A 12,650-nucleotide genomic window follows, 5' to 3' on the forward strand; every position below is an offset into this window, starting at 1 on the left:
ATTAGTCTTCCTTACTTTCATCGAAAAAGGCATGGTAGAGAGCCTTGATAGCCGCTTTTTCTTGATCTTTATTGACAACAAACATGATGGAAACTTCACTTGAACCTTGGGACATCATCTGGATGTTGATTTTATTTTCAGACAAAGCACGTGTTGCAGTAGCAGTTACCCCGATATGACTCTTCATCTTTTCTCCGACAATCATAATGATTGAAAGGTCATGTTCGATCTCAGCATGGTCCACTTCAGCCTTTTGAACGAGCTGACGCAGAATTTCTTCTTCTTTGATAGGAGTCAATTCACGGGAGCGGAGGATGATTGAAAGATCGTCGATACCTGTAGGCATGTGCTCCCAACCGATATTGAGGTCCTCAAGGATTTGAAGAACCTTGCGACCAAACCCGACTTCGCGGTTCATGAGGTATTTAGACATGTTGATGCTGACAAAGCCAGAATCACCAGCGATTCCAACGACTGGGAATTTATCACTGCTATGCTTTAGAACGATACGAGTACCCGGATGGTCAGGGTTGTTGGTATTTTTGATAACCAGAGGAATTTTCCCACGGTAAGCGGGTAGAAGGGCTTCATCGTGAAGGACTGAGAAACCTGCATAAGCCAACTCACGCATTTCACGGTAGGTCAATTCAGGGATAGAATGAGGCTGGTGAATGATACCTGGATGGGCAGCAAAGATACCATCGACATCTGTAAAGTTTTCGTAGAGGTCGGCTTTGACACCGGCAGCGATGATGGAACCAGTTATGTCGGATCCACCACGGGAGAAGGTACAGATTTGATTTTCCTTAGTGACCCCAAAGAAACCAGGAATAACAAGGACTTCGTTGCTGTCAGCCAAGCCTTCAATCTTGTCATAGCTAGATGGAATGATGCGAGCATTTCCAGGTTCGCTTGTTACGATAATTCCAGCTTCTCTTGGATGAACATAGCGCGCATCGATGCCGTTTTGGTTAAAGTAGGCTGCAATAAGTTTGGCGTTGTTGTTTTCTCCAGCCGCTAGGAAGGTGTCATAGAGAAAGTCATTTTCCTCAATAGGAAGAGTCGCTAAGGCACGGATACTTTTAGAAATTTTTTCTAGAACTGATGGTTTTAAGCCTAGTTCGCTCACCATAGCCGCATAGCGATCGATGATCCAATTTTGGCTCTTGCTGATATCATTTCCCGCTACATAATCACGATAGTATTTGATCAAGGCATCTGTAACCTTGGTATCCTCAGAATTGCGTTTACCCGGTGCAGAAACGACCACAAAACGGCGCTCTTTATCGCTTTTAACGATGTTTAAAACTTTTTCTAACTGACTAGCAGAGGCAAGAGAGCTTCCGCCAAATTTTACAACCTTCATAGGGACTCCTCAAGTAAGTATTTTATACGATTATAGCAGAAAGAGGGGCTTTTTTCAATGAAGAAAATAGTATAGTCTTTAGGATAAAGTGAGTGTTTTGTTCAGCCGAGACACTTTCGATTGGTTTTCTCTTGCCTCTTTATCTAAAAAAAGGTATACTTTGACAATGAAATAATTTTATCACCTTATAAAAGGAGAAGCTATGAATCATATCCTATATCAGATCCTAGATGATCTTGCTATCATTACTTTGAATCGTCCCGAAGTGGCAAATGGTTTCCATATCCCAATGTGTGAGGAGATTTTAGAAGCTTTAACCTTAGCAGAACAGGATCAAGCTGTTCAGTTTATCTTGATTAACGCGAATGGGAAGGTCTTTTCAGTTGGGGGAGATTTGGTTGAGATGAAGCGTGCAGTGGATGAGGATGACATTCCTTCTTTGAATAAGATTGCAGAATTAGTCAATACAATTTCTTTTAAAATCAAGCAAATTCCTAAACCTGTTTTGATGGAGGTAGATGGAGCGGTTGCTGGCGCTGCAGCAAATATGGCAGTAGCGGTTGATTTTTGCTTGGCGACTGACAAGGCAAAATTCATCCAAGCCTTTGTCGGAGTTGGCTTGGCGCCAGACGCTGGTGGGATCTATCTCTTGAGTCGTAGTATCGGGGTAACACGAGCTGCGCAACTTGCCATGACAGGAGAAGCTTTGACTGCGGAAAAAGCACTGGAATGGGGCGTGGTATACCGTGTCTGCGAGGCAGATAAGCTAGAAAAGACAAGAGAACAAGTTCTGAAGAAATTAAGACGAGGCTCAGCAAACTCATACGCAGCCATTAAAAAGTTGGTTTGGGAAAGCCAATTTAAGGATTGGCAGAATTATGCTGAACTGGAATTGAAACTGCAAGAATCTTTGTCTTTGACTGAAGATTTTAAAGAAGGAGTCCGAGCTCATTCTGAAAGAAGACGACCAAAATTTTCAGGAAAATAAAAAAATACTTGCACAATTCTTTGAAGTTTGATATACTTTTTGTGTCAAATGTTTTGAATACAAAAGTTTTTTTTGAGAAGGAGGGAATACTTTGGACTACCAACAAGTGAATGAGTATTTAACATCTATTTTTAATAATGTCCTTGTGATTGAGGAGGTTAGCTTACGAGGTAGTCGTTTCAAAGACATCTCCATCAAAGAAATGCACACGATTGATGTGATTGGCAAGTTTCCGGAGGCAACGCCAAGTAAGGTTTCTAAAGAACTAATGGTAACTCTTGGAACTGTTACGACCAGCTTGAATAATCTCGAAAGAAAAGGTTATGTTGAGCGCATTCGTTCTGATCAGGATCGTCGTGTGGTCTACCTGCATTTGACAAAGAAAGGTCGTTTGGTTCACCGTCTTCATAAACGTTTCCACAAGGCCATGGTCGAAAAAATTATCGATGGTATGAGTTCTGAAGAAATAGAAGTGATGGGCAGGGGTTTGACTAATCTTTATCAATTTTTGGAGGATTTGAAATAATGGCTTTTGCAAAAATAAGCCAGGTTGCTCATTATGTTCCAGAGCAAGTGGTCACTAATCAAGACTTGGCCCAAATCATGGATACAAGCGATGAGTGGATTTCAAGCCGTACAGGAATTAAACAGAGACATATTTCAAAAACGGAGTCAACGAGTGATTTGGCGACAGAAGTTGCCAAGAGTTTGCTGGCTAAGGCGAGCATAAAAGCGGATCAGATTGATTTTATCATTGTAGCGACGATTACCCCAGACTCGATGATGCCTTCTACGGCGGCTCGGGTTCAGGCAAATATTGGAGCGCATAGAGCTTTCGCCTTTGATCTGACGGCAGCTTGTAGTGGCTTTGTATTTGCTCTCTCAACTGCTGAGAAGTTTCTGACAGCTGGACAGTTCAAAAAAGGGATTGTTATCGGAGCTGAGACCTTATCCAAGGCGGTTGACTGGTCTGATCGTTCGACAGCTGTTCTCTTTGGAGATGGTGCAGGTGGGGTTCTCTTGGAAGCGAGCGAAACACGTCACTTCCTTGTGGAAAGTCTCTATACGGATGGCTCTCGGAGCGAGTGTTTGACCTATGGCCAAACGGCTCTGACTTCGCCCTTCTCAGATCAAGAGGCAGTTCCTGCTTTTCTGAAGATGGATGGACGAGCAGTTTTTGATTTTGCAAATCGAGATGTTGCTAGATCGATCAAAGAAACCATTGAAAATGGTCCAATCGCAGCATCGGACTTGGATTATCTCTTGCTTCATCAGGCAAATATCCGCATTTTGGATAAGATGGCTAAGAAGATCGGTGTAGACCGAGACAAGCTTCCTGCCAATATGATGGAGTATGGAAATACCAGTGCAGCAAGTATCCCGATTTTGCTCTCAGAGTGTGTGGAGAATGGCATGATTCGTTTAGATGGTAGCCAGACGATTCTCCTATCAGGCTTCGGTGGAGGTTTGACATGGGGCACACTCATTCTTACAATTTAGGTAATCATGTGGTAAACACATAGTTATAAATTTTTTATATTTTAAAGGAGTCCTATCATGGCAGTATTTGAAAAAGTACAAGAAATTATCGTTGAAGAACTTGGGAAAGACGCATCAGAAGTAACACTTGAATCTACTTTTGATGATTTGGATGCAGATTCATTGGACTTGTTCCAAGTAATCTCTGAAATCGAAGATGCTTTCGATATCCAAATCGAAGCAGAAGATAACTTGAAAACAGTTGGTGACTTGGTTGCCTACGTTGAAGAGCAAACAAAATAATTAACATATTACTAGAAGGAGTAGGGGAGACCCGCTCCCTCTTGTTTAGGTAATAGTTTGAAACTCAAATGATAAATTCATCGAACTATTACGTAAGCAAGGAATGATAGAGGCACTATGAAAACACGTATTACAGAATTATTGAACATTGATTATCCTATTTTTCAAGGAGGAATGGCCTGGGTTGCGGATGGTGACTTGGCTGGTGCGGTATCAAAAGCTGGTGGTCTGGGAATTATCGGTGGTGGAAATGCACCTAAAGAGGTCGTAAAGGCTAATATCGATAAAATCAAATTACTTACGGACAAACCTTTTGGTGTCAACATCATGCTCTTGTCACCTTTTGTAGAAGACATCGTTGATCTCGTGATTGAAGAAGGGGTCAAGGTGGTTACAACTGGTGCAGGAAATCCAAGTAAATACATGACTCGTTTCCATGATGCAGGAATTACAGTTATTCCTGTTGTTCCAAGTGTTGCTTTGGCAAAACGCATGGAAAAAATTGGTGCAGATGCAGTTATTGCAGAAGGAATGGAAGCCGGTGGACATATTGGTAAATTAACAACGATGACCTTGGTACGTCAAGTTGCTGCAGCTGTTTCAATTCCGGTTATCGCAGCTGGAGGAATTGCGGACGGTGAAGGTGTCGCTGCAGGCTTTATGCTTGGTGCAGAGGCCGTTCAAGTCGGTACGCGTTTCGTAGTAGCTAAGGAATCTAACGCCCATCCAAAATACAAGGAAAAAATCTTAAAAGCGCGTGATATCGATACGACTATTTCAGCTCAACACTTTGGACATGCTGTTCGTGCCATTAAAAATCAGTTGACACGTGACTTTGAACAGGCTGAAAAAGATGCCTTTAAACAAGAAAATCCAGACTTGGAAATCTTTGAACAAATGGGGGCTGGTGCTCTTGCTAAAGCTGTTGTTCATGGAGATGTAGAAGGTGGATCTGTCATGGCAGGTCAGATCGCTGGTTTGGTTTCTAAAGAGGAAACTGTCGAAGAAATCCTAAAAGATCTATACTATGGCGCAGCCAAGAAAATTCAAGAAGAAGCCTCTCGTTGGGCAGGAGTTGTAAGAAATGACTAAAACAGCCTTTCTATTTGCGGGTCAAGGTGCTCAGTATCTAGGGATGGGGCGTGATCTCTATGATCGCTATCCTATCGTCAAGGAAACAATTGACCAAGCCAGTCAGGTTTTGGGTTATGACCTTCGTGATTTGATTGATAAGGAAGAAGCCAAGTTAAACCAGACTCGCTATACGCAACCAGCTATTTTAGCGACTTCGGTTTCTATTTACCGACTATTGAAAGAAAAGGGCTACCAGCCAGATATGGTAGCAGGATTGTCTCTTGGGGAATATTCTGCTCTTGTAGCAAGTGGTGCCTTGGACTTTGAAGAGGCAGTTGCCTTGGTTGCTAAGCGTGGTGCTTATATGGAAGAGGCTGCACCTGCAGGCTCTGGAAAGATGGTTGCCGTTCTTAATACTCCAGTTGAAGTGATTGAGGAAGCTTGTGAAACAGCCTCTAAAGTTGGAGTAGTGACTCCAGCTAACTACAACACCCCAAGCCAAATCGTTATCGGTGGTGAGGTGGCTGCGGTTGACCGCGCAGTTGAACTCTTGCAGGAAGCAGGAGCAAAACGATTGATTCCTTTAAATGTATCTGGTCCTTTCCATACAGCCCTTCTTGAGCCAGCCAGTCAGCAATTAGCTGGAGCTCTTGAGGGAGTGAGTTTCTCTGATTTTACTTGCCCACTAGTTGGCAATACGGAAGCTGCTGTTATGGAAAAAGGTCGAATCCAAGAGCTCTTGACGCGTCAGGTGAAAGAACCTGTTCGTTTTTATGAAAGTATTGCTGTGATGCAGGATGCTGGGGTAACCAACTTTATTGAAATTGGTCCTGGTAAGGTCCTATCAGGCTTTGTCAAAAAGATTGATAAATCAGCTAAGCTAGCTAACGTTGAAAACCAAGCAAGCTTGGATGTTTTTCTAGGAAACTAGAAATCCCTTCTCCCACAAAATACAACAGGAAACAGGAGAGATAGAATGCAACTTACAAACAAAAATGTCTTTGTAACAGGTTCAAGTCGTGGTATCGGACTTGCCATTGCTCACAAATTTGCCCAACTAGGTGCGAATGTAGTTTTGAATAGTCGAGGAGCAATCTCAGAAGACTTGCTGGCTGAGTTTTCAAACTATGGCGTCAAAGTAGTACCGATCTCAGGTGATGTTTCAGACTTTGCAGATGCCAAGCGTATGGTAAATCAAGCGATTGCAGAACTCGGTTCTGTCGATGTCTTGGTCAACAATGCTGGGATTACTCAGGATACTCTTATGCTCAAGATGACCGAGGAAGACTTTGAAAAAGTGATTAAGATCAACTTGACAGGTGCCTTTAACATGACGCAAGCAGTCTTGAAACAGATGATTAAGGCACGTGAAGGTGCGATTATCAATATGTCCAGTGTGGTCGGTTTGATGGGAAATATCGGGCAGGCCAACTATGCAGCTTCTAAAGCAGGTTTGATTGGGTTTACCAAGTCAGTAGCACGTGAGGTTGCCAATCGCAATGTACGCGTAAATGCTCTTGCACCAGGGATGATCGAGTCAGATATGACTGCTGTTTTATCTGATAAGGTCAAGGAAGCGACATTGGCACAAATCCCAATGAAACAGTTTGGTCAAGCAGATCATATCGCAGATGCTACAGTGTTCCTGGCCGAACAGGATTATTTGACTGGACAAGTTCTCGCTGTTGATGGCGGACTTAGCATGTAAAAAATAAGGAAAGATATAGGTAAGACAGATGAAACTAAATCGAGTTGTAGTAACAGGTTACGGATTAACCTCTCCTATCGGAAATACTCCAGAAGAATTTTGGAACAGTTTGCAAACTGGGAAAATTGGAATTGGAGAAATCACTAAGTTTGACCACAGCGAATTTGCTGTGCACAATGCGGCAGAAGTTCAAGATTTTCCATTTGATAAATACTTTGTCAAAAAAGATACCAACCGTTTTGATAACTATTCTTTGTATGCCTTGTATGCGGCTCAAGAAGCGGTGACAAATGCAAATCTTGATGTAGAAGCAATCAATAAAGATCGCTTTGGTGTCATCGTTGCTTCTGGTATTGGGGGAATTAAAGAAATCGAAGATCAGGTTATCCGTCTTCATGAAAAAGGTCCAAAACGCGTTAAGCCAATGACACTTCCAAAAGCCTTGCCAAATATGGCTTCAGGAAATGTTGCGATGCGCTTCGGAGCAAACGGTATCTGTAAATCAATCAATACAGCCTGTGCCTCATCAAACGATGCCATTGGTGATGCCTTCCGTTCTATCAAGTTTGGTTTCCAAGATGTCATGTTAGTTGGTGGATCAGAATCATCTATCACTCCTTTTGCTATCGCTGGTTTCCAAGCTTTGACAGCTCTTTCTACGACAGAAGATCCTACCCGTGCTTCTATTCCATTTGATAAAGACCGTAACGGCTTTGTGATGGGAGAAGGTTCAGGGATGCTGGTTCTTGAAAGTCTGGAACACGCTGAAAAACGTGGTGCGACTATCTTAGCTGAAGTAGTTGGTTATGGTAATACCTGTGATGCTTACCACATGACTTCTCCACATCCAGAAGGCCAAGGCGCGATTAAGGCTATTAAACTGGCTTTGGAAGAAGCAGAAATTTCTCCAGACCAAGTGGCTTACGTCAATGCCCACGGAACTTCAACTCCTGCTAATGAAAAAGGAGAAAGTGGTGCAATCGTAGCTGTCCTTGGTAAAGAAGTACCTGTATCTTCAACCAAGTCCTTTACAGGACACTTGCTTGGTGCTGCAGGGGCAGTAGAAGCCATCGCTACAATTGAAGCCATGCGTCATAACTATGTACCAATGACAGCTGGAACAAGCGAGTTATCAGACTATATCGAAGCGAATGTCGTTTATGGACAAGGCTTGGAGCAGGAAATCCCTTATGCTATTTCAAACACTTTTGGTTTTGGTGGACACAATGCGGTTCTTGCTTTCAAACGTTGGGAGAATAAATAATTATGAATTTAAATGAGATCAAGGACTTGATGGCTCAATTTGACCAATCAAGTTTGAGAGAATTTTCTTATAAAAACGGAACGGACGAATTGCAGTTCAGTAAGAATGAAGCAAGAATGGCTTCTGAAGCACCAGCTCAAGTTGCTCCAGTGCCAGCTGCAGTGGTTGCTAGTCCAGTAGTTTCGGCCCCTTCAACTCCAGTAGAGAGTGCTGTGGAAGAAGCTCCAGCACCAGCTGAAACGACTGTTGCTCCAGAGGGAGATGTTGTTGAAAGCCCACTTGTAGGGGTGGCTTACTTGGCTGCTGGACCAGATAAACCTGCTTTTGTCACAGTCGGAGACAGTGTTAAAAAAGGTCAGACTTTGGTGATCATCGAAGCCATGAAAGTCATGAATGAGATTCCTGCACCTAAGGATGGTGTGGTGACAGAAATTCTCGTTTCAAATGAAGAAATGGTCGAGTTCGGTAAAGGATTGGTACGTATCAAATGATCGATATTCAAGGAATCAAAGAAGCTCTACCCCATCGCTACCCTATGCTCCTAGTGGATCGTGTCTTGGAAGCGAGCGAGGATACCATTGTTGCCATTAAAAATGTCACTATCAACGAACCTTTCTTCAATGGTCATTTTCCACAATACCCAGTCATGCCAGGTGTTCTTATTATGGAAGCCTTGGCCCAGACTGCTGGTGTCTTGGAATTGTCTAAGCCTGAAAACAAAGGAAAGCTGGTCTTTTACGCTGGCATGGACAAGGTCAAGTTTAAGAAGCAAGTTGTACCAGGTGATCAATTAGTCATGACGGCTACTTTTGTCAAACGTCGTGGGACGATTGCTGTGGTTGAAGCAAAGGCTGAAGTAGATGGTAAGCTTGCAGCGAGTGGTACTCTTACCTTTGCAATTGGAAACTAAGGAGGTTCTCCATGTTTCGTAAAATTTTGATTGCCAACCGTGGTGAGATTGCGGTTCGCATCATTCGAGCTGCACGTGAATTGGGCATTGCGACCGTAGCAGTCTATTCAACTGCTGATAAGGAAGCTCTTCACACACTCCTAGCGGATGAAGCTATCTGTATCGGACCTGGTAAGGCGACAGAATCTTATCTCAATATCAACGCTATTTTATCTGCTGCAGTCTTGACAGAAGCAGAAGCCATCCACCCAGGTTTTGGTTTTCTTAGCGAAAACTCCAAGTTTGCCACGATGTGTGATGAAGTAGGGATTAAGTTCATCGGTCCTTCTGGGGCTGTAATGGATACCATGGGAGATAAGATCAATGCGCGTGAGCAAATGATCAAGGCTGGGGTTCCAGTTATCCCAGGATCTGATGGTGAAGTTCACACGGCTGAAGAGGCACTTGCAGTTGCAGAAAAGATTGGCTACCCAGTCATGCTCAAGGCATCGGCAGGTGGTGGTGGAAAGGGAATTCGTAAGGTTGAAAAGGCAGAAGACTTGGTCGCAGCCTTTGAGACAGCATCCAGTGAAGCCAAGGCCAATTTTGGGAATGGCGCTATGTATCTTGAACGTGTAATTTATCCAGCTCGTCATATCGAAGTTCAGATCCTTGCGGACCAAGAGGGTCATGTTGTCCATCTTGGTGAACGGGATTGTTCACTCCAACGGAATAACCAAAAGGTCTTAGAAGAAAGTCCGTCCATTGCGATTGGCAAAACCCTTCGTAATGAAATTGGTGCTGCAGCCGTTCGTGCAGCAGAGTCTGTAGGCTATGAAAATGCAGGGACGATTGAATTTCTTCTCGATGAAGCGAGTGGCAATTTCTACTTCATGGAAATGAATACTCGTGTGCAAGTTGAACACCCAGTCACAGAGTTTGTTTCAGGTGTTGATATCGTGAAGGAACAGATTCGCATTGCTGTCGGGCAACCTTTACCTTTCAAACAAGAAGATATTGTCCTACGAGGTCATGCTATCGAGTGCCGGATCAATGCGGAAAATCCAGCATTTAACTTTGCTCCAAGCCCAGGTAAAATTACCAATCTCTATCTACCAAGTGGTGGAGTTGGCTTGCGCGTGGACTCAGCAGTTTATCCAGGTTATACCATTCCCCCTTACTATGATAGTATGATTGCTAAAATCATTGTTCATGGGGAGAATCGTTTTGATGCATTGATGAAGATGCAACGGGCACTTTATGAACTTGATATAGAAGGAGTGCAAACCAATGCAGACTTCCAGTTGGATCTGATTTCAGACCGCCGAGTTATCGCTGGCGACTACGACACTTCCTTCTTGATGGAAACTTTCTTGCCAAAATACCAAGAAAAAGAATAGACTTTCAAACAGTATGAGAACTAAAAGGGGGAGTTATGGCTCTATTTAGTAAAAAGGATAAGTATATTCGGATCAATCCTAACCGTTCCGTAAGGCAGAAACCACAAGCCAAGCCTGAGGTTCCGGATGAACTCTTCTCCCAGTGTCCTGGTTGTAAACACACCATTTACCAAAAGGATCTTGGGAGCGAACGAATTTGTCCCCATTGTAGCTATACTTTCCGTATTTCAGCTCAGGAACGCTTGGATTTGACGATTGATTCTGACAGCTTTGTAGAGATGTTTACGGGTATTGAAACTCAAGATCCATTAAACTTTCCTGGCTACCAGAAAAAACTGGCTAGCATGCGTGAAAAAACAGGACTGGATGAAGCTGTCCTGACTGGTACAGCTAGCATCAAGGGAGAAAAAGTTGCCCTTGGGATCATGGATTCTAACTTTATCATGGCTTCTATGGGAACCGTTGTGGGTGAAAAAATCACGCGCTTGTTTGAGTATGCAACGGTAGAAAACTTGCCAGTCGTACTCTTCACAGCTTCTGGTGGAGCCCGTATGCAAGAAGGAATCATGAGCTTGATGCAGATGGCTAAAATTTCTGCGGCAGTTCAACGTCATTCCAAGGCCGGACTTTTTTACCTAACTATTTTGACGGATCCGACAACAGGCGGAGTGACAGCTTCTTTTGCTATGGAAGGTGACATTATCCTGGCGGAGCCCCAGAGTTTGGTTGGTTTTGCTGGGCGTCGTGTTATCGAAAATACAGTTCGTGAGACCTTGCCGGATGATTTCCAAAAGGCAGAATTTTTGCTTGAACATGGATTTGTTGATGCAATTGTCAAACGTAGAGAACTACCAGAAACAATTGCTAAATTAGTGAGATTGCATGGAGGAAGTCGCGGATGAATATTGCAAAAATAGTCAGAGAGGCACGCGAGCAAAGTCGCTTGACAGCCCTTGATTTTGCCAATGGAATCTTCGATGAATTTATCGAATTGCATGGAGACCGCTCTTTCCGAGATGATGGTGCGGTCATTGGTGGAATTGGCTGGTTAGGTGACCAAGCGGTCACAGTCGTCGGTATCCAAAAGGGGAAGAGTCTTCATGATAATCTCAAACGGAACTTTGGGCAACCCCATCCAGAAGGCTATCGCAAGGCTCTTCGTTTGATGAAACAGGCAGAAAAATTTGGTCGTCCAGTTGTAACCTTCATCAACACTGCTGGAGCTTACCCAGGTGTTGGAGCTGAGGAACGTGGACAAGGGGAAGCAATCGCTCGAAACCTGATGGAAATGAGCGATCTCAATGTTCCAATCATCGCGATTATTATCGGTGAAGGAGGGTCTGGAGGTGCATTAGCACTAGCCGTTGCTGACCGTGTCTGGATGCTGGAAAATTCGATCTATGCCGTACTCAGCCCAGAAGGCTTTGCCTCTATCCTTTGGAAGGATGGGAGCCGTGCTATGGAGGCGGCAGAGTTGATGAAGATCACTTCACACGAACTCCTAGAAATGGGAATCGTAGACAAGGTAATCTCAGAAGCAGGGCTTTCCAGTAAAGAACTGCAAGCTCATCTTAAAAATGAATTGCGTGCAGAGCTTGAACTCTTGCAAGGCTTAGCCTTGGAACAGCTCCTCGAAGAACGTTACCAACGGTTTAGAAAATACTAAGAAATTTTAAAAGCTAGAACAATTTGTTCTAGCTATTTTGATAACCGTATTTAGATGAAAAAAACGAATAAATAGGGTAAAATGATGACAACGGGTTAACAGTAGTGTATTAATAGTAGAAATAGAAAGTTTCTTATTAGGAGGACAGTCATGAAAAAACGTACTTTGCTTTGGTTAGTTTTAACACTTGTAATTTTTGGAGGAGGAGCATGGATGGCGCAGAAAACAAATCTATTCGGAGGAGTATTTCTTAGCCCACGGGCTAAGCAGTTGGCTTATTTGAAAGAGCATGAAGAGGAGATGGCGAACTTTATAAAGGCTAGAAATCCTAAAGTCGAAAGTGTTCAATTTGATTGGGAAAGTATGGAAGTTGGTCAGATAGGGAATGGAACTCCTCAAGGAGGTGGTTATATGCTAACATTTAAAGGGCGTATAAATAATATAAAGGAAAGCAATTTTACTCTTGGATTTCCTTTGGATAATAACAGGTACGCCTTGCCTAACCTTGAGAAG

General features: G+C 43.3%; 15 protein-coding genes. 14 read left to right on the top strand and 1 reads right to left on the bottom strand.

The window, feature by feature from the left end:
- Window position 1: 1 nt before the first annotated feature.
- Window positions 2-1,366, bottom strand: coding sequence for an aspartate kinase (locus HMPREF9965_RS04830; protein ID WP_000869649.1), 1,365 nt, complete (start codon window positions 1,364-1,366; stop codon window positions 2-4).
- A 202-nt stretch (window positions 1,367-1,568) separates the two neighbouring features.
- Between HMPREF9965_RS04830 and HMPREF9965_RS04835 the strand changes: the two genes are divergently transcribed.
- From HMPREF9965_RS04835 to HMPREF9965_RS04900, 14 genes are all read left to right on the top strand, one after another.
- Entirely contained in the window at window positions 1,569-2,354 is a 786-nt protein-coding gene (locus HMPREF9965_RS04835) for an enoyl-CoA hydratase (RefSeq protein ID WP_001015582.1), read from the top strand.
- 91 nt (window positions 2,355-2,445) lie between these two features.
- On the top strand, window positions 2,446-2,880 hold the full coding sequence (locus HMPREF9965_RS04840) for a MarR family winged helix-turn-helix transcriptional regulator (RefSeq protein WP_000386342.1): 435 nt from the start codon (window positions 2,446-2,448) through the stop codon (window positions 2,878-2,880).
- A complete protein-coding gene (locus HMPREF9965_RS04845) occupies window positions 2,880-3,854 on the top strand; it encodes a beta-ketoacyl-ACP synthase III (protein ID WP_000852977.1) in 975 nt (324 codons plus the stop codon). The genes HMPREF9965_RS04840 and HMPREF9965_RS04845 overlap by 1 nt, the downstream gene beginning before the upstream one ends.
- A gap of 57 nt (window positions 3,855-3,911) precedes the next feature.
- Window positions 3,912-4,136, top strand: a complete 225-nt coding sequence (locus tag HMPREF9965_RS04850; protein ID WP_000257840.1) for an acyl carrier protein — start codon at window positions 3,912-3,914, stop codon at window positions 4,134-4,136.
- Between the two features lie 117 nt (window positions 4,137-4,253).
- Complete coding sequence (gene fabK, locus HMPREF9965_RS04855) at window positions 4,254-5,228, top strand: enoyl-[acyl-carrier-protein] reductase FabK (protein ID WP_000857435.1); 975 nt, start codon at window positions 4,254-4,256, stop codon at window positions 5,226-5,228.
- The gene (gene fabD, locus HMPREF9965_RS04860; RefSeq protein WP_000167645.1) at window positions 5,221-6,141 is read left to right on the top strand and encodes an ACP S-malonyltransferase; all 921 of its coding nucleotides are present in this window, start codon (window positions 5,221-5,223) and stop codon (window positions 6,139-6,141) included. Before fabK ends, fabD begins: the two co-directional genes overlap by 8 nt.
- A 45-nt stretch (window positions 6,142-6,186) precedes the next feature.
- A complete protein-coding gene (gene fabG, locus HMPREF9965_RS04865) occupies window positions 6,187-6,918 on the top strand; it encodes a 3-oxoacyl-[acyl-carrier-protein] reductase (RefSeq protein WP_001177610.1) in 732 nt (243 codons plus the stop codon).
- A 28-nt stretch (window positions 6,919-6,946) separates the two neighbouring features.
- Window positions 6,947-8,182, top strand: a complete 1,236-nt coding sequence (gene fabF / locus HMPREF9965_RS04870) for a beta-ketoacyl-ACP synthase II (RefSeq protein WP_000774055.1) — start codon at window positions 6,947-6,949, stop codon at window positions 8,180-8,182.
- Window positions 8,183-8,184: 2 nt separating this feature from the next.
- On the top strand, window positions 8,185-8,673 hold the full coding sequence (accB, locus tag HMPREF9965_RS04875) for an acetyl-CoA carboxylase biotin carboxyl carrier protein (protein ID WP_001052299.1): 489 nt from the start codon (window positions 8,185-8,187) through the stop codon (window positions 8,671-8,673).
- On the top strand, window positions 8,670-9,092 hold the full coding sequence (fabZ, locus tag HMPREF9965_RS04880) for a 3-hydroxyacyl-ACP dehydratase FabZ (protein WP_000565506.1): 423 nt from the start codon (window positions 8,670-8,672) through the stop codon (window positions 9,090-9,092). The genes accB and fabZ overlap by 4 nt, the downstream gene beginning before the upstream one ends.
- Before the next feature lie 11 nt (window positions 9,093-9,103).
- Complete coding sequence (gene accC, locus HMPREF9965_RS04885; protein WP_000488667.1) at window positions 9,104-10,471, top strand: acetyl-CoA carboxylase biotin carboxylase subunit; 1,368 nt, start codon at window positions 9,104-9,106, stop codon at window positions 10,469-10,471.
- 35 nt (window positions 10,472-10,506) lie between these two features.
- Window positions 10,507-11,373: an acetyl-CoA carboxylase, carboxyltransferase subunit beta gene (accD, locus tag HMPREF9965_RS04890; RefSeq protein WP_001173372.1), complete on the top strand. Its 867-nt coding sequence runs from the start codon at window positions 10,507-10,509 to the stop codon at window positions 11,371-11,373.
- A complete protein-coding gene (locus HMPREF9965_RS04895; RefSeq protein WP_001017373.1) occupies window positions 11,370-12,137 on the top strand; it encodes an acetyl-CoA carboxylase carboxyl transferase subunit alpha in 768 nt (255 codons plus the stop codon). The genes accD and HMPREF9965_RS04895 overlap by 4 nt, the downstream gene beginning before the upstream one ends.
- A gap of 150 nt (window positions 12,138-12,287) precedes the next feature.
- Window positions 12,288-12,650, top strand: a 363-nt coding sequence (locus HMPREF9965_RS04900; RefSeq protein ID WP_000747473.1) for a hypothetical protein, incomplete at its 3' end; no start/stop codon positions are given.

Source organism: Streptococcus mitis bv. 2 str. SK95, assembly GCF_000222705.1.
Lineage (GTDB): Bacteria > Bacillota > Bacilli > Lactobacillales > Streptococcaceae > Streptococcus > Streptococcus mitis_AY.

Bases quoted from the DNA above. Each gene is read 5' to 3' on its own strand.
- HMPREF9965_RS04830 (WP_000869649.1), bottom strand. From the start codon at position 1,366: ATGAAGGTTGTAAAATTTGGCGGAAGCTCTCTTGCCTCTGCTAGTCAG.
- HMPREF9965_RS04835 (WP_001015582.1), top strand. From the start codon at position 1,569: ATGAATCATATCCTATATCAGATCCTAGATGATCTTGCTATCATTACT.
- HMPREF9965_RS04845 (WP_000852977.1), top strand. From the start codon at position 2,880: ATGGCTTTTGCAAAAATAAGCCAGGTTGCTCATTATGTTCCAGAGCAA.
- HMPREF9965_RS04850 (WP_000257840.1), top strand. From the start codon at position 3,912: ATGGCAGTATTTGAAAAAGTACAAGAAATTATCGTTGAAGAACTTGGG.
- fabK (WP_000857435.1), top strand. From the start codon at position 4,254: ATGAAAACACGTATTACAGAATTATTGAACATTGATTATCCTATTTTT.
- fabD (WP_000167645.1), top strand. From the start codon at position 5,221: ATGACTAAAACAGCCTTTCTATTTGCGGGTCAAGGTGCTCAGTATCTA.
- fabG (WP_001177610.1), top strand. From the start codon at position 6,187: ATGCAACTTACAAACAAAAATGTCTTTGTAACAGGTTCAAGTCGTGGT.
- fabF (WP_000774055.1), top strand. From the start codon at position 6,947: ATGAAACTAAATCGAGTTGTAGTAACAGGTTACGGATTAACCTCTCCT.
- accB (WP_001052299.1), top strand. From the start codon at position 8,185: ATGAATTTAAATGAGATCAAGGACTTGATGGCTCAATTTGACCAATCA.
- fabZ (WP_000565506.1), top strand. From the start codon at position 8,670: ATGATCGATATTCAAGGAATCAAAGAAGCTCTACCCCATCGCTACCCT.
- accC (WP_000488667.1), top strand. From the start codon at position 9,104: ATGTTTCGTAAAATTTTGATTGCCAACCGTGGTGAGATTGCGGTTCGC.
- accD (WP_001173372.1), top strand. From the start codon at position 10,507: ATGGCTCTATTTAGTAAAAAGGATAAGTATATTCGGATCAATCCTAAC.
- HMPREF9965_RS04895 (WP_001017373.1), top strand. From the start codon at position 11,370: ATGAATATTGCAAAAATAGTCAGAGAGGCACGCGAGCAAAGTCGCTTG.